We start from the raw sequence: 23,093 nt of genomic DNA on the forward strand, positions 1-23,093 counted from the left end.
GACGACACCCCGGTGCAGCGCGCACGCCCGCGGTCCTAGCCACGGTCGATCCAGATGTCGTAGGCGTTCTCCGGAAGCTGCTTGTAGGCACGGAAACCCGCGCCGTGCACGTGGGTGGCGGCCGCGATCTGGTTCTCCGGGATGTAGAGCGGCAACCCGTAGGCCTTGTCGACGAGCACGAACCGCTGCAACCGCGCGTACTGCTCGGCTCGCGCGGCGGTGTCGACCGTCGCGGCGGCGGCTTGCAGCCAGCCCGACAGTTCGGGGTCGGCCGCGCGGCTGTAGTTCAGCGTGCCTTTCGATCCGGCCGGGTACCAATGGTTTTCGATATCGATGCCACCGGTCAGGGTGTCGGAGTTGGCGATCGAGCCGAAGGTGTTGTTCTTGCGCAGCTCGGCGTAGGTGCCCAGATCGACGTAGGAGATCTTCAGGTCGATCCCCGCGTTCTGCTTGGCCTGCGCCTGCACCGCTTGCAGCAGCACCTCCCGCTGGTCCCGCACGGTGGACTGGGCCTGCACCAGTTCGATGGTCAGGCGCTGTCCGTCCTTGGTCCGGAATCCCTCGGAATCCTTTGCCGTCCAACCAGCTTCGTCCAGCAGGCGGTTCGCGGCGGTCTTGTCGGCGCCATAGGCGCGTTCGATGCTCTTGTCGTAGAACAGCGTGTCGACGCTGGAGGCGATTCCCCAACCACGGGTGCGTTGGCCGCGGTAGATCGACTGCAACACCGCGTCCACGTCGACAGAGTTGTTGAGCGCCTTGCGAACCCGCTCGTCGGTGGCGGGACCGAAGGTGGCGTTCCAGTACAGCGTGTACGGGCTGCCGTTGTTCAACGAGCGCTGGTAGGTGAACTCGGGGTTGTCCTCGAACAGGGACGCGTCGTTGCCGGAGACGCCTTCGATGAGGTCGACCTGGCCGGAGGTGAGCGCACCCGTGCGCACCGAGGATTCGGGCAGGAAGCGGTAGGTCACCTCGTCCAGGTAGGCCGGGCCCTGATGGGCGGCGGTCCGCGGTGCCCAGTTGTAGTCCGGGTTCTTCCGGAAGTGCAGCTCCTGTCCCTTGACGTAGCGATCGAGGATGAACGGCCCGGTGCCCGCGATCTCCGGGCCGCCCGCCTTGAGCTGCGGCTTGTCGAACGCGGCGGGGGAGATGATGTCGAACCCGGAGGCGAAGTCGAGGAACGGCGCGTACGGATTCTTCAGCGTGAAGACCACCGTGCGTTCGTCGCGGGCGTGCACTCCGGCCAGGTTCGACAGCGGCCCGGAGGAGAACCCGCCGGAATAGGCGACGTCCTGCATGGTGGTGAAGTTGCGGGCCACCGCGGCCGCCGTCAGCGGGTGACCGTCGGTGAACTTCACGCCCTCGCGCAGGGTGAAGGTGTAGGTCAGCCCGTCGGGTGACACCTCGTGGCCGGTGGCCAGCCAAGGGACGTAGCCGCCGTCCGGGGTGCGCGCCAGCAGCGTCTCGAAGGTGTTGCGCAACATCAGTTTCGTGTTGCTCTGACCGTTGAGGTGGGGGTTCAGGGTGGTCGGCTCCGTCTCCACGCCCCAGGTCAGCGCGCCCCCGGCGCGCGGCTGCGCGGAGCCGCCCGAGGTGGTGTCCGAGCCGCCGCACGCGGTTGCCAATAGGGCCGTGGCCGCCAGGAGAGCCGTTGCCAGTCGCCGAGTCCGCATCACAGCGCGGCACTCCTCTCTTCGATGAGAAATAGGGGTTGATCGGTGGTGACGACCGCGCCTTCCGTCGCGGTCACGGTGACGATGCCGGGATGCGTCGCCGTCAGCTCGTGCTCCATCTTCATGGCCTCGACCACGCCGAGGAGCTGCCCTTGTTCGACGAGCGCGCCCGATTCGACGTGGAGCCGGACGACGGTGCCGGGCATGGGAGAACGGATCTCGGGGTCGGACGCGGTCGAGCCGAACGAGCGGTATTCCGCGTACCGCACCTCCCGGGAGACTCCGGCGACCTGGCACACCCACCCCTCGCCGAGGCGTCGCACCACACAGGGCGTCGCGCCCACCGAGATCGTGTCGCCGGTGCTGCGCACACAGCGCACGCCCGGTCCTGCGGTATCGGCGCGCACGCGCACCGCATCCCCGTCGTAGCCGCTGACTCGAATGGTGAACGGGCGGCCGTCGACAACGAGGTCGACGCTCCCGAGGTCGTGATCGGTGGGATCGAGCCACGCGCGGTCACCCACCGGCGCGCCCGCCGACCACGGCGTCGCCCGATCGGGCGCGGTCAGCGCGGCCGCGATCGCCAAGGCGCTCAACAGATCTGGATCGGCGAACTCGGTGACCGGGTCGATTCGGTCCAGGTAGGCGGTGTCGTGCTCCGCGGCCGCGAGGATCGGGGAAGCGAGGACCGCGCCGGCGAATCCGAGGTTGGTGGAGATGCCGGTCCAGCGCAGCTCCGCGCAGGCGGCGCGGGCGGTGGCGAGCGCCTCGGCCCGGGTGGCTCCGGTGGCGACGAGTTTGGCGATCATCGGATCGAATCCGCCGGTGACGGTGAGGCGGTGCTCGAAGGCACGCTCGATTCGGACGTCCGGCCAGTGCGTCACCTCGAGTTCTCCCGGGCACGGCAGGAACGACCGGAACGGGTCCTCGGCGTACATCCGGACCTGCACCGAGGCGCCCTGATATGTGATCTGCTCCTGGGTGACGGGCAGCGGTTCCCCGGCGGCGACCCGCAGCTGCCATTCCACCAGGTCGACGCCGGTGATCTCCTCGGTGACGGTGTGCTCAACCTGCAGCCGCGTGTTCATCTCGATGAAGAAGAACTCGTCGCCTACCAGCAGGAACTCGAAGGTGCCCGCGCCGACATAGTTCAGTGCTTGCGCGCCGCGTACCGCCGCCTCGAAGATCCGCTGGCGGATGGGCTCGGGAATCCGCGGTGCGGGTGCTTCCTCGATCACCTTCTGATGCCGCCGCTGCAACGAGCAGTCGCGATCGAAAAGGTGTACGGCACTGCCGAATTCGTCGCCGAACACCTGGACTTCGATGTGCCGGGCCTGTTCGACGTAGCGTTCCAGGTGCAGCCGCCCGTCGGCGAAGGCGGCCGTCGCGGTCCGGGTGGCGGAAGCCAGTGATTCGCGCAGGTCGTCCGGGGAGCGCACCACCGACATTCCCTTGCCGCCGCCACCGCCGGCCGGTTTGACGATGAGCGGGTAACCGATGTCGTCGGCGGCGCGGGCCAGTGCGTCCAGGTCGTCGGTGGCCGCGCGGGTGCCAGGCAGCACCGGCACACCCGCCTCGGCCATGACCAGCAGGGCGGAGGCCTTGTCGGCCATGGTTTCGATCACTCGCGAACTGGGGCCCACGAATACCAGTCCGGCGGACCGGACGGCGCGCGCGAAGCCGGCGTGCTCGGAGAGGAAACCATAGCCGGGATGGACTGCGTCGCAACCGGTCTCGGTGGCGGCCCGGACCAGTGCGGCGGCGTCGAGATGGCCGCTCGCGGCGGGCAGGCGCACCGTCGCCACCGCACCGTCGTGATAGGTCAGGTCGCGATCCTCGTCGGCACTCACGGTGACGTAGTCGATGCCGAGCCGGTCACAGGTGCGGGCGATACGGGCGGCCACCTCGCCCCGATTCGCGATGAGCAGCGTCGAGATCACAGTCGGAACACCCCGAATGTGCCGGTGTCCGACGGGGTTCGGTCCCAGCGCTCGTGTGCCAGGGACAAGCACTGTGCGAGCCAGGTGCGCGTGTCCTCGGGTTCGACGACGGCGTCGATCCACATCCGGGCGGCGATGTAGGCCGGGTGGGATTGGCGCTCGAAGCTCTCGATGATCGGCTGTTTGATCGCCGCTTCCGCGGCCGCGCTGAGTTCCTTGCCCTCGCGGCGCAACCGATCCCGCTTGAGAATGGCCATCACCGCGGCCGCCTGCTCGCCGCCGACGCCGGTGGAGCGGGCGTTCGGCCACATCGCCATGAACTGGCCGCCCATCGACCGGCCGGACATCGCGAAATTGGCCGCGCCGAAGCTGCCGCCGATCACCAGCGAAATCTTGGGCACGGTGGCGCAGGACACGGCGTTGACCATCTTCGCGCCGTGCTTGGCGATGCCCTCGCGTTCGTATTGCTCACCGACCATGAAGCCGCTCACGTTGTGCACGAACAGCAATGGGATGCGGCGCTGGTTGCAGATCTGGATGAAGTTGGTCGCCTTGAGTGCGCTGTCCGGGAAGATCACGCCCTGATTCGCGACGATTCCCACCTCGTAGCCGGCGATGCGCGCGGTCGCGCACACGATGGTGAGGCCGTAGTCCTTGCGGTACTCCACCCACGAGGTGGCATCGACGACGCAGCGCAGGATCGCGCGAACGTTCATCTCCTTCTTGGTGGTGGCCGGGATCAGGGCCGGTAGGCGCGCCGGATCGTCGGCCGGTTCGAGGGCTTGGAAAGCCGGTGGACGCACCCGGTCCCCGGGCGTGCGGGCGACGATGTCCCGGACCATCGCCAGGGCTTCCTCCTCGTTCGCGGCCAGATGATCCGCCACCGCGGTTTCCCGCACGTGCAGATCCGCGCCGCCGAGGGTTTGCGCGTCCACCTTGATGCCGGTGGCGGCCTCGACCAATTGCGGGCCACCCAGGAAGACGGTGCTGAGGTCTTTGACCATCACCGTCTCGTCGCTCATCGCGGGGATGTAGGCGCCGCCCGCGGTGCAGATTCCGAGCACCGCCGAGATTTGCGGCAGTCCCAGCGCGGACATCTCCGCGATATTCCGGAACATCTTCCCGAGGTGTTCCTCGTCCGGAAAGATCTCCTCCTGCAGCGGCAGGTAGATGCCGCCGGAGTCGGCCAAGTAGACGCAGGGCAGCCGATACTCGCGGGCCAGCTTCTGTCCGCGCAGCTGCTTCTTGATGGTCAGCGGGTAATAGGTGCCACCTTTGACGTGCGGGTCGTTCGCGAACACCATGCACGGCCGGCCGTGGATGGTGCCGATCCCGACGACGAGCGCGGCGGCGGGCAGGTCGGTGTCGTACACCTCGTGCGCGGCCAGCCGCCCGAGCTCCAGGAACGGCGTGCCGGGGTCGAGTACCCGGTTGACCCGTTCGCGCACCGGCAGTTTGGCGTCGCCCGGCCGCCGTCGCGGCGTCACGATGCCGGCGGTGTGGTCGCGCAGCAGCTGACGCTGGGTTTCGAAACCGGTGTTGTGTTCGATGGTCAGTGTCATGCGAGCTGTTCCTCCCGGTCCTGATGGGCGGCGAGGCTCGCGTTCAAGGTGTCGGCGAACCGGCGGATCGTGTCGGGTTCCAGGTCCGCGCGCAGCATCAGCCGCAGACCCGCGCTGCCGCGGCGGATGATCGGGAAGAACACCGGGGAGGTGTAGAACCCCGCGTTCAGCATGTCCCGGGCGACGGCGACCGTGGTGTCCTCGCGGCCGATGCTGACGAATCGGATCGGCAGCCCGTCACCCCCGAGGTCGGTATCGACCAGTGAGTCGAACAGGCGAACCCGTTCGCGGAGTTCGACTTGCAGTCGATCGACGGTGCCGTCGTCGTGCAGGTCGCAGGACGCGACGATGGCGCCCAGGCCCGCGGTGTTGATCCGCTGGGACCACATCAGCGGGCCGCTGGTGCGCAGCAGCGTGGGTTTGCGGGAATCGTCGCCGGGCGGGCCGAAGAAGATGACGCCGCCGCTCGCCCCGAAACCTTTGTTGAGCGAAGCGATTATGAGCGTCCGGTCCCGCCAGCCCTCGTAGTCGCCGAGGACGTAGCCGCGACCGCGCGGTCCCAGCGTCGAGATGCCGTGCGCCTCATCGAAATACAAGAACAAGCCGTAGCGATCCTGGAGCCGTCGCAACTCACGCAACGGTGCGCCGCCGCCGGTGCTGTAGACGCCGTCCGCGACATAGGCGACGTGAGAATGCTTGCGGCACAGCTCTTCCAGCGCCTCGATGTCGTTGTGTTCGATGGTGACCAGTTCGGTCTCGTCCGCCACCAGAGGCTTCATCGCGTTCAGGCAGAAGTGCGCGTTCTTGTCGAAGACCACCAGCGGTGGGTGTCCGCCGGTCAGCTCCCCGGAAGCGAGCAGCGGCAGGGTGGCCCAGGCCGCCGCCGCACACGAGGACACCGTGACAGCCTGCGCGCCGAAGGTCCGCGAGAGCCGCTGTTCGGCCTCCTCCAGGAGCGAGAGCCGGATGCGCATGCGGGAGATGGACGAATTGATCGTGGCTGTTTCGTCGAGCCCGCGATGCGCGCCCGCGATCAGGCGTGCGTCGCTGTCCAGGCCGAGATAGGAATACGAGGAGAAGTTGACGATCGTGCGCCCGTCGCGGTCGTGCACCGTGCCGTCCCGCATATCCGCCGCGACGATGTCCACCAGCCCGTGCGTGGTGCTGTCGTCCCAGAAGGTGTTGCTCAGTTGCAGCTGCCTGCGAATATTGGCGAATTGGTGTGTGCCCATTCGGTTATTCCTTTGTCGGCGAGAGCACCGTGACGACGAGTACGTTCACGGCGGCGAGCAGGGTGATAGCGATGGACCAGGCGAGCAGCCCGGTGAGTGCGGGGCCGGCCAGCGCGGCGATACCGGCCAGGCCCTGCTGGATCAGCGCGCACCAGGTGACGGCCATCGCGCCCCCGGCGACGAGGTGGCTGACGGCGTGCGCGGCGCTGTTGGGGAACAGCGTGGCCTGACCGAAGGTGGCGGTGACGTATCCGGCGAGAAAGAGGGGGAGCGCGACGGCCCGCGGCAGCTCGACCGCCCAGACGACGGTGATGAGCGCGCATCCGGCGAGCATGATCCAAGCGCCCTGGCGCATCATGACGCGGGCGCCCAGCCGGCTCACGCCGCGTCGCACGTAGGTCGCGCCGGCCAGGTAGGCCGCACCGTACAGCGCGCCGAACAAGCCGAATACCCAAGGCGGCAGCGCGAATCCGTCCGAGAAGATGAACGCGGACTTCTGCTGGATCATCACGATGACGGCGAACCCGATGCCGCCCGCACCCGCGGCGGCGACGAAAACGCGATCGCCGAACAGCCGACGCGCGCTGCCCTTCGATTCGGACTTCGGACCCGGCGGCGGAAATGACACCCGCAGCGCGTACCCGACAGGCACGACGGCGAGCGCGGCCAGCACGGCGAAGCCATAGCGCCACCCGAGCGTCGAGGTGACGATGCCACCGATCACCTGACCGCCGCCGAGTGCGACGACGAAGGCCATCGACAACAGCGCGAGTTGCCGCGCGAGTTCGGCTCCCGTGAAGAGGTCTTTGACCATCATCCGTCCGACCACCGCGATACCGCCCGCCCCGATCGCCTGGACAACGCGCAGGCTGAGCAATTGCGGTGCGTTCGTGATCAGAGCCAAAGCCGCGCTGGCGAGGATGAAGCATGCCCCGGCCGCGACGAACGCGGGCACCCGGCCGAACCGTTCGGCGGCCCGTCCCCACGCGACGACCGGAAGCGCGGCGAACACCACGAAGAGGGCGACCGACAACTGCATTGTGCCGTCACCGGCACCGATATCGGCGCCCAGCGCGGGCATGCCGGGCAGGTAGATCGTGGTCGCCATCTGTGCGACAACGACTGCGCCACAGGCGATCGCGACGATGGCTCGGCGCGATACCGCCTCGGTCGAGGCCGGCCCGGTTTGCTGCCGCACACTCATGCACACCCCTACACCCCACAGATGTGCGCTGTACAAACCCTGTCAGCGTCACCCATCCGTATTTCGGATCGGGTATTAGATCTACGCGGACCGGCCACCGGGACACAGGGTTAGAATCGGTCTGATTCTTCAGAGGGCGCGTCGCGTCCTAATATGTTGTGCGGCAGAGGCTTCGGGCACCGACCGCAGCCGCGAGCGCTCGATGAAGTGCGGTGCAGGTCAGGGGATGGTGATGAAACCCTGGGCCGCCATCCATGCACGGGCGACGGTGGCGGGCTCGCGGCCTTCGACGTCGACCTTGCGGTTCAGCTCGGTGACGGATTCGTTGGTGAGCAGCCGGGAGATCGGGGCGAGGACGTCGATCACCTGCGGGTGGGCTGCGGTGAAGTCCGCGCGCATGACGAGGGCGGCGTTGTATTGCGGGAAGAAGCCGAGGTCGTCCTCGAGCAGGCGCAGGTCCAGGGCGGGGATGCGGCCGTCGGTGGCGGCCACGGAGCCGAAGCGGCATTGGCGGGCGTCGGCGGTCGACTGGTAGACGATGGCGTCGTCGACGACGCGCTTCTGTGCCTTGGCGGCGTCGATGCCGTATTTGCGTACCACGCCGGGGAATCCGTCCTGGCGCACGCTGAATTCGGTGCCGACACAGGTGGTGGCGGCGGCCGGGTCGGAGTTGACCAGATTCGCGTACTGGGACAGTGTCCGCACTCCGGTTTCCTCGGCGGTGCGAGCGCTGGTCGCGAGGGCGTAGGTATTGTTAACGGGAGCCATTGCGGCCCACACGATTCCGTGTGCTTCCCGGTCCGCGTCACGTACCGCCTCGAACTGGGCCTGCGACCCCGCGACGGGTGATTCATTGCCCAGGTAGTTGATCCAGCCGGTGCCGGTGTAGTCGTAGGCGATATCGACCTGCCCGCGTAGCTGGGCGTCGCGCAGACTGTTGGAACCGACGATATCGGTCAGATCCCGCACCTCGGCCCCGGCAGCGTCGAGCGCGAAGGCGATGATCAAGCCGAGAATTTCCTGTTCGGTGAAGTCTTTGGAACCCACGGTGATTCGCACACCTTCGAGTTCCGCTATCGGCTGGATGCTGCCGGGATTCACTTCCAGGGGCACCGATCGACCGGCTTCCAGCCCGCAGGAGGCGGCCAACAGGACGGTGAGCGACATCGCGAATGCCACACAGCCACGCCGGATCTGGACTCTCATCGCAGCCCCTTCGGCCCGAGATAGCGTTCCGCCAGCGCGCCCACCCAGTCGATGAGCAGTGACAGCGCCACTGCCAGCAGTGCTCCGACCCAGAGGGTGACGTGGTCGCGCAACTTGTAGCCGGTGTCGATGAGGATACCCAGGCCGCCCGCGCTCACCAGGAACGACAGCGTCGCGCTGGCCACCGCCAGTACCAGCGAAGTCCGCAGTCCCGCAAGGATGTACGGCACGGCGAGCGGGAACTCGACGCGGCGCAACACGGTGGCGGCGGACATGCCCTGCCCGCGACCGGCGTCGACGAGCGTGGGGTCGACCTGCTGGTAGCCGAGGATGGTGTTGCGCAACACCGGCAGCAGCGCCAGCAGCACGATCGGTGCGACGCCGATCCAGAACCCCGTGGTCCGGGTGATCAGATAGAACAGCACGATGAGGCCGATGGCCGGCGCGGCCGCGCCGATATTGGCGATACCTACGAAAAACGGTGCGAGGCGGCGGAATCCGGGTCGCGTAAGTGCGGTGCCCAGCGGTACCGCGAGCACGACGACGATCAGCACCACGGTCGCGGTGATGAGCAGATGCTCCCAGGTGACGGTGGCGATATTGCCCGCGCTGAGGCCGGCCCGCTGAGTGGCGGTGAGATCACGGGCGAACGCCCACACCAGCACACCGGCGCTGATCAGCACGGCCAGCACCGGCTGTGCGAAGAGCCGGATGCGTTCGGCGCGGCGTTCGGTCTGCGCGGTCATGCGGAGCCGGCTCCGGAGTGCGTGGTGCGCAGGGCCGACAGGTGGGAGACCAGCGTGTCGATGGTGATCAGTCCCGCGTAGGCGCCGCGCCGGCCGGTGACGACGGCGTTCGCCGTGCTGTCGGCGAGCAGCGCTTCCAGTGCTTCCTGGAGAGTGGACCGCAGCGAAACACCCTCGCCCACCGCTGTTCCCACGTCGCGTAGCGAGGTCGCCTGCGCGAGCTGAGGGAGCGTGACCCACCGCACCGGGCGGTGTTGCTCATCGAGAACGATGCCGAAGTCCTTGTCTCCCTCGGTGATCGCGGTGCGCAGCGGCTCCACCGCGTCGGTGATCAGAGCGGTCGGGCAATTCCCGAGTTCGACATCCTCCACCCGGGTGAGCGTGAGCTGTTTGAGCGCCGCGTCCGCACCGACGAATCCGGCTACCGTGTCGTCGGCGGGGTCGGCCAGGATCGCGCCCGGTGTGTCGTACTGCAGCACACGAGAATTCTTGCCGAGTACGGCGATTCGGTCCCCGAGCTTCACCGCCTCGTTGAAATCGTGCGTGACGAACACGATCGTCTTGCGCAGTTCGGCTTGCAGTCGTAGCAACTCGTCTTGCAGCAGCCCCCGGGTGATCGGATCGACCGCGCCGAACGGTTCATCCATCAACAGCACCGGCGGATCGGCGGCCAGAGCCCGCGCGACACCCACTCGTTGCTGCTGACCGCCGGAGAGCTGGCGTGGGTAGCGATCACGGAAGGTGCCCGGATCCAGTCCGACCAAATCCAGCATCTCGTCCACGCGGTCGCTGATCCGCTTGCGGTCCCAGCCGATCAGGCCCGGCACGGTGGCGACATTCTTCGCGACCGTGAGATGCGGAAACAGCCCGGCCTGTTGGATGGAGTAGCCGATCCCGCGCCGCAGCTGGTCCGGATTCACCGCCGCGGCGTCGCGCCCACCGATCATGATCGTCCCCGAGCTGGGTTCGATCAGCCGGTTGATCATCCGCATGGTCGTCGTCTTACCGCACCCCGATGGCCCGACCAGCACGACCGTCTCCCCGGCCGGGATGGTCATCGACACGTTGTCGACCGCCGGATCCGATTGTCCTGGATAGCGTTTGGTGAGCGAATCCAGCACGATCTCGACTCCGGACACGGCCGGTTCGACGGTTTCACTCACGAATACCCCTGGGTGTGGTCAGTCGTCCGGCGAGGACGAGCAGAACGTCTAGCAGCAGCGCCAGCAGGATGATCAGCACGGTGCCGGTGAGCGCCTGCGGCACCGCGGTCGGCGTGCCGAGCCGCGACAGCCCGGAGAAGATGAGATTGCCCAGACCCGGCCCTTTCGCGTAGGCGGCAATGGCCAGGATGCCCATGATCAGCTGCGTGCTCACCCGCATTCCGGCGAGAATGGCCGGCCAGGCCAGCGGCAGTTCGATCGCGGTGAGCACCCGCAGCCGGTTCATCCCGACGCCGCGTGCGGCATCGGTCACGGCGGGATCGACCGAGGACAACCCCACGATGGTGTTGCGCAGAATCGGCAGCAGCGCGTAGAGCACGAGCGCGGTGATGGTGGGCGGAACCCCCAGTCCCAGAACCGGAATCAGGATTCCGAGCAGCGCGAAGGACGGGATGGTCAGGATGATGCTCGCCGCGGCGGTGGACGCCGCCGAACCGAGCGGGCTGCGGTAGACCAGCGCGCCGATCGCGATCGACACGATCGCGGCGATCAGCACCGACTGGACCACCGCCGAGACATGCAGATAGGAATCCGTCATCAACTGCAGGCGGTGTTCGGTGACGTAGGTCCACAGCGTGTCCAGAACCCTGCCCTCCCTCAGGTCGGCATCGCGTGAGCATATCGGCAAATGCCGCGCCGCCGCCGGGAATGCCGAGGACTGCGCCAGCGTTCGAAGATGATATGTCGGAGCGACTGACGATCATGGCTGTCCACGCCCACCCGGACGACGAAGTACTCAACACCGGCGGCGTTTTCGCGCGCTACGCCGAAGAGGGGATCCGCACGGTCCTGGTGACCTGTACCAACGGCGAGCAAGGCGACGGCCCCGGCGGAGTGAAACCCGGAGCGCCCGGCCATGATCCGGCCGCCGTCGCCGAACAGCGGCTGGGTGAGTTGCGAGCGTCGGCCGCGCTGCTCGAGATCGAACACGTCGAACTACTGGGCTACCAAGACTCCGGCATGGACGGCTGGGACACCAACGCCGATCCCCGGGCCTTCGCCAACGTGCCGGTATCGACGGCGGCAGCCGAACTCGCCACCCTCATACAGAAGTACCGCCCGCAAGTAATCGTCACCTATGACGAGAACGGCGGCTACGGACACCCGGACCACATTCAGGCCCACCGCATTACGGTCGCCGCCACCGAATCCACCGGCATCCCCGCCAAGCTGTACCACGCGGTCACACCCCGCGAATCCGCCCACGAAATGTTCGCCGCCGCCAAAGCCAACGGCATGGACTTCGGCGATTTCGAACCCCCGGAGGACTTCGGCACCCCCATGGCCGAGATCACCACCGCAATCGACGTCGCAGCCTATACCCGGCGCAAAGTGAAAGCCCTCGAGGCGCACGGCAGCCAAGGCGACGGCGCCTTCTTCCTCGGCCTCCCCGAACAAATCCAAGACCTCATCCTCGGCACCGAATACTTCGTCCGCAAACACAATCGCGTCGACGGCGCACCCGACCAGGAAACCGATCTGTTCGCAGGCCTGCGCTGATCCGGCTACCCGCACTCCCTGTACCCCACGGGTTCACCGCCGACCCCTGGATCTCGTGTGCCGTGCTCGGAAACCCGTACCGATGCACCCTGTACAACTCGCTGCCCGGTATGCGGACGAATCCGGTGCTTCAGGGTTGAGGAAGCCGCCTGGTTCGACAGCTACACCGAGAGCTTCGATGCGATCTGGGCTGATGCGCAGCCCTGGGCACCCTGACGAAGGAGAGGTCGACCGTGGGCAGGATCGAGTACTACAACGACCCGAAGGCTCCCAAGCCGAATTCGCTTGTGGTGGCCTGCAACCTGCTGGTGACCGACGCGTCCGGGGCAATCCTGCTTCAGCGTCGACGCGATACCGGGCAGTGGGCTTTGCCAGGCGGTGCAATGGACATGGGCGAAACGGCCGCCGAGTGCGCGATCCGAGAATGCAAAGAGGAGACGGGCATAACGGCTGAGATCACCGGATTTCTTGGCGTCTACAGCAACCCGAATCACATCGTCGCCTACACCGACGGAGAGGTCCGCCAGCAGTACGAGAACTGCTATATCGGCCGCCCGGTCGCCGGAGAGCCCACGATCAACGACGAAGCCGACGGTGTGATGTTCGTGGCCCCTGACAAACTCGACGAGTTGGATATCCATCCGAGCATGCGCCAGCAGATCGGCGACTACTTGTCGGGCAACTACCCCTACCTCGGCTGAGTGGGCAGTAGGGCTTCGATCCGGCTGGTGGCGGAGAGGATTTCCGGCTCCGCGCGGCGGATGAACCGGCCGACAACGGAATCGGGTCCATACCGGCTCACGATTTCTCCGATCCGTTCGCCGGGTGTTGTCGGCGTCCCGTCCGGTGTAGTTGTCATGTCGCAGTAGATCAGGGCGTCGGTCAACAACGGGTCGTCGTGAGCCGGGAACTCGGTGGCCAGTTGCTCGTGCAGGCCACGTTCCTCGGCCTCGAGCAGCGCGCATGTGTGATTGGCGACCAGGCGGACCACTCGCTGGTCGATCTGGTGTTCATCGCGGAGGAAGCGGGCACCGTCCAGGGGATGAAAGCCGGTTGAGGCGAGTCGCGGTGCGTACCCCACGTCATGAAGAACGGCCGCTGCGGCCAAGAGTTCGGTGTCGCCACCGAGTCGGTCGGCGAGAACGACGGCTGTCCGAGCCACGCCCTGTGTGTGCGCCCAGCGCCTAGGCAGTTCAACTGCCAATTCCGAGCTGGCAATCTGCCATGCCCAATGCGGTATGGGGACGGCCATTGAGCAACAGTACCGGGATCGTGGCGCGGAGGTCGGGCAGATTCAAGTAACCCTCAATCTGGACAATCACGAGCCAGAGAATTGGTTGGATGCGGCCACGACGGTTTAGGCCGTGCTCAGGGCGGTAGGACTGGGCCGAGGCGCATCGTCGGAGTGGTTCTCGGGCTGTAGAGGCGTGGTTGTTCGGGTCGGTGCTGTGTGCTGGAAGGTATGGAAGGCTGGGATTCATGAACCGATTGGCCGGTGCGACATCGCCCTATCTGCGTCAACACGCTGACAATCCTGTGGACTGGCGGGAGTGGGATGCCGCGGCGCTGGCGGAGGCGGCGGAGCGGGATGTGCCGATTCTGCTGTCGATCGGGTATGCGAGTTGCCACTGGTGTCATGTGATGGCGCATGAGTCGTTCGAGGACGCGGCGACGGCGGCGTTGATGAACGACAACTATGTGTGCATCAAGGTGGACCGGGAGGAGCGGCCCGATCTGGACGCGGTGTACATGAATGCCACGGTGGCGATGACGGGGCAGGGCGGGTGGCCGATGACGTGCTTCCTGACGCCCGAGGGGGAACCGTTCTATTGCGGGACGTACTACCCGAAGGTGGCGCGGGGTGGGATGCCGTCGTTCACGCAGTTGCTCACGGCGGTCGCGGACACCTGGCAGAACCGGCGGGACGAGGTGGACAAAGCCTCGGCGCAGGTGACGGAGGCCTTGCGGGCGCAGGCGGCCGGGCTGCCCGAGGCGCAACTCGCGGTGAACGCCGAGTTGCTGGACCATGCGGTCGGCGCGGTGTTGCGCGATGAGGACCCGGAGCACGGTGGTTTCGGCGGGGCGCCGAAGTTTCCGCCGTCCGCGTTGCTGGTCGGGATGCTGCGGAGTTGGGAGCGCACCGGAAGTCCGGAGGTGTGGGGGGCGGTGACGCGGACCGCCGAGGCGATGGCGCGCGGTGGGATCTATGACCAATTGCGTGGTGGGTTCGCGCGGTACTCCGTCGACGCGGCGTGGGTGGTACCGCATTTCGAGAAGATGCTGTACGACAATGCCCAATTGCTGAGGGGCTACGCGCATTTGGCTCGGCACGGGTCGTCCGATGCGCCGAACTCGCTGGCCGAACGCATCACTCGGGAGATCGCGCACTTCCTGCTCGATGATCTCGGCACCGAGCAGGGTGGGTTCGCGTCCGCGCTGGATGCCGACACCCATCTCGAACCCGGCGGGCCCGGAGTCGAAGGCGCCACCTATGTGTGGACGCCCGCCGAACTCACCGGTGTGCTCGGGCCGATCGATGGTGCTTGGGCCGCAGAACTTTTCGGTGTGAGCACCGCAGGCAATTTCGAACAGGGCACCTCGGTGCCGACTCGCTACACCGACCCGGACGATCAAGAACGCTTCGACCGCGTCCGGGCCGCGCTGGTGCAGGTCCGCGATCGCCGGCCGCAGCCGGACCGGGACGACAAGGTGGTCACCGCCTGGAACGGCATGGCCATTACGGCCTTGGCGGAAGCGGGCTCGATTCTCGGGCAACAAGAGTGGATCGCCGCGTCCGCGCGGTGCGCGCGATTCCTGCTGGCTGAGCACGTCGTGGACGGCCGGGTGCGGCGGGCCTCGCTCGGCGGGGCCGTCGGCGTGTCACCCGGTGTCCTGGAGGACTACGCCTGGTTGGTGACCGGTCTGCTCGCCCTGCATCAGGCAACCGGTGAACTGGACTGGTTGGACCACGCGCAAGCATTGCTGGATAAGGCGATTCAGCATTTCGCCGATCCGGAGAATCAGGGCAGCTGGTTCGACACCGCCGATGACGCCGAAGTCCTCGTCGCACGCCCACGCGACCCGATCGACGGCGCAACACCGGCGGGTGCCTCATCCCTCGCCGAAGCCCTGCTCACCGCCTCCGCGCTCAGCGCTCCGGACCGGGCGGGACGCTACCGGGAACTGGCAGACCGCACACTCGAGCGCGCCGCCGTCGTACTGGCGCGCGCACCACGCTCCGCGAGTCAGTGGCTCACCGTCGCGGAAGCTGCCGTTCGCGGACCGATACAAGTAGCGATCGCCCTGCCGGACGACGACCCCAGTGCGGCAACGGAATTGATCGAAGCGGCGTATCGCGAGGCGCCGGCCGGAACGGTGATCGTCGCTGCCGCACCCGATTCGGTCCCGCTGCTCGCCGACCGGCCGACCACCAACGGCCAACCCGCCGCCTACGTCTGCCGCGGCTCCGTCTGCGACCTGCCCGTCACCACCCCGGCCGAGCTTCAGGCGTCTCTGCGTCGTTGATATCGGATTCGCCTGGGTGCGTGGCTATTTTCCGTCGCTACCCGGGCCAGTTCCGATCATCTCTGCGTCGTTGATGCCGAAGCCGCTGGGGAGCGTGATGATCGTTCCATCGCTAGCCCGTCGAGCTGCAAGCTCCTTGCTTCGTTGATGTCAAAATCGGCAGGCGCATGGCGACCTGCCCGCCACCATCCACCGGCCGGCATCGGACGCGACTGATGGCCAGATCGCTGAGCCGGAGTTTGTTGGTTTCGTTGATCATTCGGGTATCGATGTCGGTGAGGCGCCGTTTGTTTTCAGCCCCGTCGCCCCAGCAGCAACTGCACTCGTTTCTAATGCGCCGCGCCGATGGGCGATCACGCTGGCGTGGTCATCGAGGGCTGCGAACAGTCTGCGGGACGCGGGATTTCGGCTGCCGCTGCACGCCGCGCGGTGGGTATCAGATGCGGGGACACCGTCCTACGCTGCCGCGACAGCATCCTGTATGCGGAATCGCCGCAGGTTCGAGTCCGGTTTTTCAGGCTTTCCGGCTTGCCCAATTGGCTGCGGCGCCGGGAGGCGCCACGCGCTGCGTACAGGACGGCCACGACTGCGGCCGTCCCTACCAGTGCGATCAGACACCCACCGCCGCTCTGCACACCGCGGCTGTTCTCGTGATTGCGGCTGGCACGGCGGGCGTTCTCGGCGGAGGTGCTTCCCCAGTCGGTCGGCATGATGCATCGGTCCCGATTCCCGGCGAACGGGCTCGCCGGTCTCTCTTATGATCCCGCGAACGGAGCCTCCATGGACGTACTTTCCGGGATGTATCCGCTTGCCGTTCGGCAGGTTCCGGGGCGACGTTCCGAGTACGGCAGGACCCGCAAGGTCGTCGCTGTCGAGGATCGACCCCGCCGCCGGCGCGATCAGCCGGGCCATAGTTCAGCGCAGTAGTGAGCGGGAGGTCGGTGCGAGGAGTAGTTGCTCGGGCGGAGCGCTCACCCGTTTATCCAGTTCCGGTAGCACGCTTTCGGTCCACTCCCGCGATGCCGCGAGCTGGTCGAGGTAGGTGGCGCGGCTGTCGGAGTCGGGGAATCGGGCGAACCAGGTGAGTACCTGCTCGGTGCGCACCGGCAGTTGGGTGAAGTCGTTCGGGCTCGGGTCGGTGACATACACGCCGCTCGGGGTCGTATCGAGGGCTGGACGTATCCGGTTGTCGAAGAACTCGGTGAACTCCGTCAGGTCACCTGACACTTGGTAAATCATGGCCAGCACACGGGATTCCGGAAGTTCCGTGGTCCCGATCGGCGGCCGCTGTCCGGTCGATTCAAAGGCGGACTGGGCGGTTGCCGGTCGCAGGAGCAGGGCATTGTCGGTGTCCACCATGGTCGCTCGGGCGGCGGGGGCATGGGTGCGCCAGGCCACGCCGTCGAGATAGAAGGCTCGCAACGCGGCGGTCCGGGCCGCGATGTCCGGAAACGCGCGGATCCACACGAAGCGGTCCGGATCCGACTCGTCCCGGAACTGGCCGAGCACCCGGATTCCGACGGCCTCCTGCGTCTCCACCAGCTCCCGGTCGAACAGGTCGATCAACACATCGCGGGTGCCCGGTCGCAGGGTGTACTGCCGCAATTCGAGCAGCGGCCAAGCGTTTTCCACCATGCACCGACCCTGACAGTGGGCTCGGCGAGATTCGAGTATGCGGGATGCCTACATTCGTCAATATCTGGCCACCCGGTTGGTGCCGCACCCGTTCGGCCGATCCGGTGGTGAGGTCGATCTCGGTGCGGAGCTCAGGATTCGGCTGCGGGCGAGCCGGTTTCGGTGACGAGCGTGCGAATCTCGGTGACCGGGCCGCGTGCGGTGGCCGGGTCGGTGGCGCCGGAGGGGTGCGCCGGGACCGCGTCGGGTTCGCCGTCCGCGCCGATGTGGTCGGAGGAGTCGACATCGCTCCAGCAGGAGGTGGGTTCCGGCATGCCGCGGAGCTGAATGCGTTGGTAGAGCTGCCATTTCGCTTGTTCGTGTGGCGCGGCGGCCTCGATTACCGCGCTGCTGACCAGGATTCGCCGGGGCACCTCCTTCGCCTCGGTGGTCAGCCGCGCCGCCTCGTTCACGGCGTCGCCGATCACCGTGTACTCCAGCCGGGTGTCGGAACCGATGTCGCCGGCGAACACCTGCCCGCGCGCCACTCCGATCCCGATATCGAGCTCGCCGCTGGCGAGTACCTCGTCGCGGATGCGCCGCGCGGCGCGTAAAGCCGGAGTCGCGTTGTCGCCCAGGGGTATCGGTGCGCCGAAGATGCACAGTGCGGCGTCACCCTCGAACTTGTTGACCAGGCCGTTGTTCTCCTCGGTCGCCGTGACGACGATGGTGAGCAGCCGGTTCAATTTGGCGACGAACTCGTGTGGTGACAGCCCGGTGGACAGGGCGACCGAACCGGTCACGTCGACGAACAGCGCGGAGACCTCCCGCACGTCACCTTTGAGATCCACGTCCTGCTCGGCCAGTGCCCGCTCGGCCACCTCGGCGCCGACGTGGCGGCCGAACAGATCGCGCATCCGCTGCCGTTCCCGCAGATTCGCGGCCAGCTCGTTGACCGAATGCTCCAGCCGTCCGATCTCGCTGGTGCTCCCGATCGGCACCCGGACGTTCAACTCGCCCTGGGTGATCCGATCCAGCGCCTGGCGCAGCATGCGGATGGGGGAGGCGACGGCCAGCGCGAGCAATGCCGTCGCCAGCGCGCCGACGGCGAGGCCGACGGCGGACAAATAGATGGCGGTGCGAATCCGATCCTGCGCCGCGGACGCCGGGTCGGCGAGCACCACGATGAGCATCATCATCGGCAGCGCGCCCGCCACCGCCCAGCTGAGCACCAACCGGACCAGTACCGACGAACTCCAGTGCATGGTCGCGCCGAGAACGCGCGCGAGCACCGGGATGGTGGGCCGGATCAACCGGTCCACGATGAGAAAGGTGATACCGGCGGATTCCAGCGCGCCGATCGTGAACAGCGCCGCGGTGACGCCGCGGTCGTCGTGCGCGGTGACGTGAGTGAACACCGACGCGGCCACGATCACGCCGGGAATCCAGATCGCCAGCGCCCGCAGCGTGATCGCGAAGGGCAGGCGCAGCAGCCGCCGTGCTTCCTCCGGTGTCGGTTTTCGCGCCTGATCGAACCAGCCGAAGTAGACGTTGCGGTCCCGGATGGCCAGCGCGACCCCGACGAGGAAGCCGATCGTCGGGTAGATCGCCACCAGCGCCAGGACCTCGAACCAGTTTTCGCCGAGCTTGTCGAAGAAGTTGCTCAGCCAGAGTTCGGTGACGATGACCGCGAGACCGCTGAGGTTCGCGGTGATCACCACCGCGGCCAGGCCCCAGCGCGCCCGCAGCGCCCAGAGGACCAGCCACGCGATGCCCCGGCGCACCCGGTTCATCGGGGGAGCGAGGTGCACGGCGTCATCGCGGTCACCGGCGCCGGTGTTCGCGTTGTCCATGTCCTGCGCTGCCATCACCTGTGCCGTCCGGTCGTCGAAGTTTCGCTGCCGACTTTATTGCGCCGGGCGGGCGGCAGGTAGACGGACACCGAACTTCAGCGCAGGACGACCATCCAGATCGCGATGTAGTGGGCCAGCGCCGCCAGCACCGTCGCGGCGTGGAAGAACTCGTGATGCCCGAACACGGCGGGCCAGGGGTTCGGCCACTTGGTGGCATAGAGGATGGCGCCGCCGCTGTAGATCAGGCCGCCGATGAGCAGCAGGATCAGCGGCGCGATGCCGATCTGGGTGTGCAGTTGCCCGGCGACCGGCACGATGGCCCATCCGAGCAAGAGATACAGCGGCACCCCGACCCAGCGGGGAGCGGTGGGCCAGAGCAGTTTCAGCGCGACGCCCGCCAGCGCGCCGGCCCAGACCACCGCGAGCAGGATCTTGCCGGTTTTGCCGGGCAGGCCGAGCAGGGCGAACGGGGTGTAGCTGCCGGCGATGAAGAGGAAGATCATCGAATGGTCCGCGCGCTTCATCTGGATGCGCTTCTGCACGGTCGGCCAGGTCACCCGGTGGTAGACCGCGCTGACTCCGAACAGTAAGCAGACGGTGACCCCGTAGACCAGGGTGGACCAGCCCGCCGTCGCCGAGACGGTCGCGGCTTTGGCGACCAGCGCCGTACACGCGACAGCGGCGATCCCGACGGCCCAGGTGTGGATCCAGCCGCGCATGCGCGGTTTGACCAGCGCGTCGACCAGTGATTCTCCGGGTTGACTCGGCCCGCCCGGTCGGCTGGGCGTCCCGGCGAGGTCGGTGGCATTGCTTGATTCGGACACGAGCAATCTCCTAGTTGACCGGTGAGTAACCTACGGTACCGTAGGTTTGGCTGCGCTGCCAGTGTGCGCCGTCGTTGCCGGGATCCGGCCGGTGAGGCGTAGGGTTGGACGCCGTGGAGTTTCCGAGTCGGGTGCGTGGCCTGCCCTACCGCATCTACGAGGCGCGGCTGTCCAAGCAGCTGGCCGGCAAACAACATCCCCGGCACGTCGCCGTCATGTGTGACGGTAACCGGCGCTGGGCTCGGGAGAACGGATTCACCGATGTGAGCCACGGCCACCGTGTCGGCGCGCTCAAGATCGCCGAGCTGGTCGGTTGGTGCGCCGAGGTCGGCATCGAGATGGTCACCGTCTACTTGCTGTCCACCGAGAACCTGCAGCGGGATCCCGAAGAACTGGAAACCCTCTTCGAGGTCATCACCGATGTCGTCGAGGAACTGTCGGCGCCGGAACAGAATTGGAGCGTGCGCATCGTCGGCACGCTCGACGGGTTCCCGGAACTGATCGCCAAGCGGCTGCGCACCGCCGCCGAGCGCACCGACGGGCGCGACGGCGTGCACGTCAACGTGGCGGTCGGCTACGGCGGCCGGCAGGAGATCACCGACGCGGTGCGCAAACTGGTGCGCCAGGAGATCGCGGCCGGTGAGCACGGCGAGGATCTGGTGCAGTCGATCACCGTGAACGCCATCGGTCAGCACCTCTACACCTCGGGCCAGCCCGATCCGGATCTGGTCATCCGCACTTCCGGCGAGCAACGTCTGTCCGGCTTCCTGCTCTGGCAGAGCGCGTATTCCGAAATCTGGTTCACCGAGGCGTACTGGCCGGAGTTCCGTCGCGTCGACTTCCTGCGCGCGCTACGCGATTACGCGGCCCGCCACCGCCGCTTCGGCGTTTAACCGGTACCCAGGGTCCTGGGTTTTCCGCCGTTTCGCCGGTCAGCGCGCCCGTTTTCGCGTAACTTCCGAATCATGGACGAGTCGGCGCCCTACATCAGTTACGAGGATTTCGGCCGCCGCTTCCTCGAATACGCGGTCTCGGAGGGCCGCATCCTCGCTGCCTTCAGCGAATTGACCGGCGCCGCCATCGATTTCGGCCCCATCGGCGTCGGCCCCGCCCGCCTCGCCAAGGTCACCGCCAATGTGCGGCTGGGCGAACCCCGCCTCACCCGCTACCTGGACGAGCTGATCACGTTCGAACTGGTGATCCCCCTCGCCCTCGACATGCTGATCGACCTCACTGTCGATCGGCACAACTTCGACGTGGCGGGCACCCTGCACCTGCATCTCACCGCGCGCACCGCCGACCCGTTGCGCATCATCATCGACATCGCCGAACCACGTCCCAGCGACGTCCGCATCAACGTGGAGGCCGACACCCTCCGCGCTCAGCTCCTGCGCATCCTGGCCAGCGTCGACCATGAGATTCGCCGCTTCGTAGCGAAATACATCGCCAAGGAGATCCGCAAACCGCACATCGCCGCCGCCCGTGACATCGATGTCGCGGCCCGGCTGGACGCCGCCTGGAAGCTCTCAGGAGACGTCGGCGGGTGAGCGTTGGCTCACACCGTTCGCTTTCCTGGCCGATCCGTGACATGGTTATGGGGTGAGTACGGGTTCATCAAAGTGATTTGCTCGGCTCATCTACAGAAAAGAATGAATTCTAAAATGGCTCAAGGCAGTGTGAAGTGGTTCAACAGCGAAAAAGGCTTCGGCTTCATCGCGCAAGACGGTGGCGGTCCTGACGTCTTCGTTCATTACTCGGCGGTGTCCGGCTCGGGATTCAAGTCCCTTGAAGAAGGACAGCGTGTGGAGTTCGAGGTCGGCCAGGGACAGAAGGGGCCGCAGGCCCAGGACGTCCGCGCCATCTGATTTCAACTCAGCTTGGTAGCAAACCCCGCACCCTTGGGTGCGGGGTTTTTGCGTTGTTCAGAGCTTCCGCAGGCGGATGCGGTTGATGCTGTGGTCGGCATCCTTGCGCAGCACCAGGGTGGCGCGGGGCCGGGTGGGCAGGATGTTCTCGACCAGGTTGGGGCGGTTGGTGGAGTTCCAGATCTCCTTGGCCGCGGCGGTCGCCTGCTCGTCGGTGAAATTCGAGTAGTGGTGGAAGTGCGCCTTGGGGTCGGCGAAACCGGTCGCCCGCAGCGCGAGGAAGCGCTGGACGTACCAGTTCTCGATGTCCTCGATCCGGGCATCGACATAGATGGAGAAGTCGAACAGATCCGACACCATCAGCCGCGGACCGGTCTGCAGCACGTTGAGCCCCTCGACGATGAGGATGTCGGGCTGGTGCACGCAGTGCAGCTTGCCGGGCACGATGTCGTAGGAGATGTGCGAGTACATCGGCGCGCACACCTCGGCGGCCCCGGACTTCACCTCGGTGACGAAGCGCAGCAGCTTGCGGCGGTCGTAGCTCTCCGGGAAACCCTTGCGGTGCATGATCCCGCGCCGGGTCAATTCCGCTGTGGGGTAGAGGAATCCGTCGGTGGTGACGAGGTCCACCCGCGGATGGTGGTCCCAGCGGGCCAGCAGCGCCTGTAGTACGCGCGCGGTGGTGGACTTGCCGACGGCGACACTGCCGGCGACACCGATCACGAACGGCACCTGCTGGTCGGGGTGCTTCTCCCCGAGGAAGGTGGCGGTCGCCGCGAACAACCGCTGACGTGCGGCCACTTGCAGGTGGATGAGACGAGCGAGCGGCAGGTAGACCTCCGCGACCTCCTCGAGGTCGATCTGTTCGCCCAGGCCCCGCAGACCGATCAGCTCTTCCTCGGTGAGCACCAGCGGAGTCGATTTGCGCAGTGTTCGCCACTGCTTCCGATCGAATTCCACATACGGGCTCGGCTCGCTCATTTTGGCCACTGTATTAACCCGCCCCGCCGACGTCGCCGACCGCTATCCCCCTGGCCCGGACGCGCTCTTGCGAGAAACACTCACTGTCGCGGTGCTGCCTCGGTGAGTTTCGGTCTAGCTGTCGCCGCATGGACGAATTGTCCTCTGC

General features: G+C 66.8%; 20 protein-coding genes. 6 read left to right on the forward strand and 14 right to left on the reverse strand.

The features are described from left to right. Positions 1–35: 35 nt before the first annotated feature. From BJ987_RS10420 to BJ987_RS10460, 9 genes are all read right to left on the reverse strand, one after another. Positions 36–1,670 carry an ABC transporter substrate-binding protein gene (locus BJ987_RS10420; protein WP_209887457.1) on the reverse strand — a complete coding sequence of 545 codons (1,635 nt, stop codon included), beginning with the start codon at positions 1,668–1,670 and terminating at the stop codon, positions 36–38. Beyond that, the gene (locus tag BJ987_RS10425) at positions 1,670–3,610 is read right to left on the reverse strand and encodes an ATP-binding protein (RefSeq protein ID WP_209887460.1); all 1,941 of its coding nucleotides are present in this window, start codon (positions 3,608–3,610) and stop codon (positions 1,670–1,672) included. The genes BJ987_RS10420 and BJ987_RS10425 overlap by 1 nt, the downstream gene beginning before the upstream one ends. Continuing rightward, entirely contained in the window at positions 3,607–5,172 is a 1,566-nt protein-coding gene (locus tag BJ987_RS10430) for an acyl-CoA carboxylase subunit beta (RefSeq protein WP_209887464.1), read from the reverse strand. Before BJ987_RS10430 ends, BJ987_RS10425 begins: the two co-directional genes overlap by 4 nt. Then, positions 5,169–6,404 carry an aminotransferase class I/II-fold pyridoxal phosphate-dependent enzyme gene (locus BJ987_RS10435; RefSeq protein WP_209887466.1) on the reverse strand — a complete coding sequence of 412 codons (1,236 nt, stop codon included), beginning with the start codon at positions 6,402–6,404 and terminating at the stop codon, positions 5,169–5,171. Before BJ987_RS10435 ends, BJ987_RS10430 begins: the two co-directional genes overlap by 4 nt. Before the next feature lie 4 nt (positions 6,405–6,408). Then, on the reverse strand, positions 6,409–7,608 hold the full coding sequence (locus BJ987_RS10440; RefSeq protein ID WP_209887469.1) for an MFS transporter: 1,200 nt from the start codon (positions 7,606–7,608) through the stop codon (positions 6,409–6,411). Between the two features lie 219 nt (positions 7,609–7,827). Then, positions 7,828–8,814, reverse strand: coding sequence for a glycine betaine ABC transporter substrate-binding protein (locus tag BJ987_RS10445; protein WP_209887471.1), 987 nt, complete (start codon positions 8,812–8,814; stop codon positions 7,828–7,830). After that, positions 8,811–9,560, reverse strand: coding sequence for an ABC transporter permease (locus BJ987_RS10450; protein ID WP_209887473.1), 750 nt, complete (start codon positions 9,558–9,560; stop codon positions 8,811–8,813). The genes BJ987_RS10445 and BJ987_RS10450 overlap by 4 nt, the downstream gene beginning before the upstream one ends. After that, positions 9,557–10,723 (reverse strand): ABC transporter ATP-binding protein, encoded by a 1,167-nt coding sequence (locus BJ987_RS10455; RefSeq protein ID WP_307869563.1) that lies wholly within the window; start codon positions 10,721–10,723, stop codon positions 9,557–9,559. Before BJ987_RS10455 ends, BJ987_RS10450 begins: the two co-directional genes overlap by 4 nt. Next, a complete protein-coding gene (locus tag BJ987_RS10460; RefSeq protein ID WP_209887476.1) occupies positions 10,716–11,321 on the reverse strand; it encodes an ABC transporter permease in 606 nt (201 codons plus the stop codon). Before BJ987_RS10460 ends, BJ987_RS10455 begins: the two co-directional genes overlap by 8 nt. A gap of 143 nt (positions 11,322–11,464) precedes the next feature. On the opposite strand from BJ987_RS10460, the gene BJ987_RS10465 reads away from it, so the two are divergent. Then, positions 11,465–12,283, forward strand: a complete 819-nt coding sequence (locus BJ987_RS10465) for a PIG-L family deacetylase (RefSeq protein WP_209887478.1) — start codon at positions 11,465–11,467, stop codon at positions 12,281–12,283. 233 nt (positions 12,284–12,516) lie between these two features. Next, positions 12,517–12,984, forward strand: a complete 468-nt coding sequence (locus tag BJ987_RS10470; RefSeq protein ID WP_209887480.1) for an NUDIX hydrolase — start codon at positions 12,517–12,519, stop codon at positions 12,982–12,984. Here BJ987_RS10470 and BJ987_RS10475 read toward each other — a convergent pair. Continuing rightward, positions 12,972–13,535, reverse strand: coding sequence for an HD domain-containing protein (locus BJ987_RS10475; protein WP_209887483.1), 564 nt, complete (start codon positions 13,533–13,535; stop codon positions 12,972–12,974). The genes BJ987_RS10470 and BJ987_RS10475 overlap by 13 nt on opposite strands. 227 nt (positions 13,536–13,762) lie before the next feature. Here BJ987_RS10475 and BJ987_RS10480 point away from each other — a divergent pair, with 227 nt between their 5' ends. After that, positions 13,763–15,808 carry a thioredoxin domain-containing protein gene (locus BJ987_RS10480; RefSeq protein WP_209887486.1) on the forward strand — a complete coding sequence of 682 codons (2,046 nt, stop codon included), beginning with the start codon at positions 13,763–13,765 and terminating at the stop codon, positions 15,806–15,808. Between the two features lie 915 nt (positions 15,809–16,723). Here BJ987_RS10480 and BJ987_RS10485 read toward each other — a convergent pair. The 3 genes from BJ987_RS10485 to trhA form a co-directional block, all read right to left on the reverse strand. Further along, positions 16,724–17,443, reverse strand: coding sequence for an NIPSNAP family protein (locus tag BJ987_RS10485; RefSeq protein ID WP_209887488.1), 720 nt, complete (start codon positions 17,441–17,443; stop codon positions 16,724–16,726). A 131-nt stretch (positions 17,444–17,574) separates the two neighbouring features. Then, the gene (locus tag BJ987_RS10490; protein WP_245365895.1) at positions 17,575–19,290 is read right to left on the reverse strand and encodes an adenylate/guanylate cyclase domain-containing protein; all 1,716 of its coding nucleotides are present in this window, start codon (positions 19,288–19,290) and stop codon (positions 17,575–17,577) included. Between the two features lie 80 nt (positions 19,291–19,370). Then, on the reverse strand, positions 19,371–19,994 hold the full coding sequence (gene trhA / locus BJ987_RS10495; RefSeq protein WP_209898160.1) for a PAQR family membrane homeostasis protein TrhA: 624 nt from the start codon (positions 19,992–19,994) through the stop codon (positions 19,371–19,373). 209 nt (positions 19,995–20,203) lie between these two features. Between trhA and BJ987_RS10500 the strand changes: the two genes are divergently transcribed. The 3 genes from BJ987_RS10500 to BJ987_RS10510 all read left to right on the forward strand — a co-directional run bounded on the left by BJ987_RS10500 (position 20,204) and on the right by BJ987_RS10510 (position 21,964). Continuing rightward, positions 20,204–20,992, forward strand: a complete 789-nt coding sequence (locus BJ987_RS10500; protein ID WP_245365896.1) for an isoprenyl transferase — start codon at positions 20,204–20,206, stop codon at positions 20,990–20,992. Positions 20,993–21,064: 72 nt separating this feature from the next. After that, positions 21,065–21,646 (forward strand): hypothetical protein, encoded by a 582-nt coding sequence (locus BJ987_RS10505; protein ID WP_209887494.1) that lies wholly within the window; start codon positions 21,065–21,067, stop codon positions 21,644–21,646. A 114-nt stretch (positions 21,647–21,760) separates the two neighbouring features. Further along, positions 21,761–21,964: a cold-shock protein gene (locus tag BJ987_RS10510; protein WP_067523410.1), complete on the forward strand. Its 204-nt coding sequence runs from the start codon at positions 21,761–21,763 to the stop codon at positions 21,962–21,964. 57 nt (positions 21,965–22,021) lie between these two features. On the opposite strand, the gene coaA is transcribed toward BJ987_RS10510, so the two are convergent. After that, entirely contained in the window at positions 22,022–22,954 is a 933-nt protein-coding gene (coaA, locus tag BJ987_RS10515; protein WP_209887496.1) for a type I pantothenate kinase, read from the reverse strand. Positions 22,955–23,093 lie beyond the last annotated feature (139 nt).

The sequence above is a fragment of the Nocardia goodfellowii genome (assembly GCF_017875645.1).
GTDB classification, from domain to species: Bacteria; Actinomycetota; Actinomycetes; order Mycobacteriales; family Mycobacteriaceae; genus Nocardia; species Nocardia goodfellowii.

Bases quoted from the DNA above. Each gene is read 5' to 3' on its own strand.
- BJ987_RS10420 (WP_209887457.1), bottom strand. From the start codon at position 1,670: ATGCGGACTCGGCGACTGGCAACGGCTCTCCTGGCGGCCACGGCCCTA.
- BJ987_RS10430 (WP_209887464.1), bottom strand. From the start codon at position 5,172: ATGACACTGACCATCGAACACAACACCGGTTTCGAAACCCAGCGTCAG.
- BJ987_RS10435 (WP_209887466.1), bottom strand. From the start codon at position 6,404: ATGGGCACACACCAATTCGCCAATATTCGCAGGCAGCTGCAACTGAGC.
- BJ987_RS10440 (WP_209887469.1), bottom strand. From the start codon at position 7,608: ATGAGTGTGCGGCAGCAAACCGGGCCGGCCTCGACCGAGGCGGTATCG.
- BJ987_RS10445 (WP_209887471.1), bottom strand. From the start codon at position 8,814: ATGAGAGTCCAGATCCGGCGTGGCTGTGTGGCATTCGCGATGTCGCTC.
- BJ987_RS10450 (WP_209887473.1), bottom strand. From the start codon at position 9,560: ATGACCGCGCAGACCGAACGCCGCGCCGAACGCATCCGGCTCTTCGCA.
- BJ987_RS10460 (WP_209887476.1), bottom strand. From the start codon at position 11,321: ATGACGGATTCCTATCTGCATGTCTCGGCGGTGGTCCAGTCGGTGCTG.
- BJ987_RS10465 (WP_209887478.1), top strand. From the start codon at position 11,465: ATGTCGGAGCGACTGACGATCATGGCTGTCCACGCCCACCCGGACGAC.
- BJ987_RS10475 (WP_209887483.1), bottom strand. From the start codon at position 13,535: ATGGCCGTCCCCATACCGCATTGGGCATGGCAGATTGCCAGCTCGGAA.
- BJ987_RS10480 (WP_209887486.1), top strand. From the start codon at position 13,763: ATGAACCGATTGGCCGGTGCGACATCGCCCTATCTGCGTCAACACGCT.
- BJ987_RS10485 (WP_209887488.1), bottom strand. From the start codon at position 17,443: ATGGTGGAAAACGCTTGGCCGCTGCTCGAATTGCGGCAGTACACCCTG.
- BJ987_RS10490 (WP_245365895.1), bottom strand. From the start codon at position 19,290: ATGGCAGCGCAGGACATGGACAACGCGAACACCGGCGCCGGTGACCGC.
- trhA (WP_209898160.1), bottom strand. From the start codon at position 19,994: ATGCGCGGCTGGATCCACACCTGGGCCGTCGGGATCGCCGCTGTCGCG.
- BJ987_RS10505 (WP_209887494.1), top strand. From the start codon at position 21,065: ATGGACGAGTCGGCGCCCTACATCAGTTACGAGGATTTCGGCCGCCGC.
- BJ987_RS10510 (WP_067523410.1), top strand. From the start codon at position 21,761: ATGGCTCAAGGCAGTGTGAAGTGGTTCAACAGCGAAAAAGGCTTCGGC.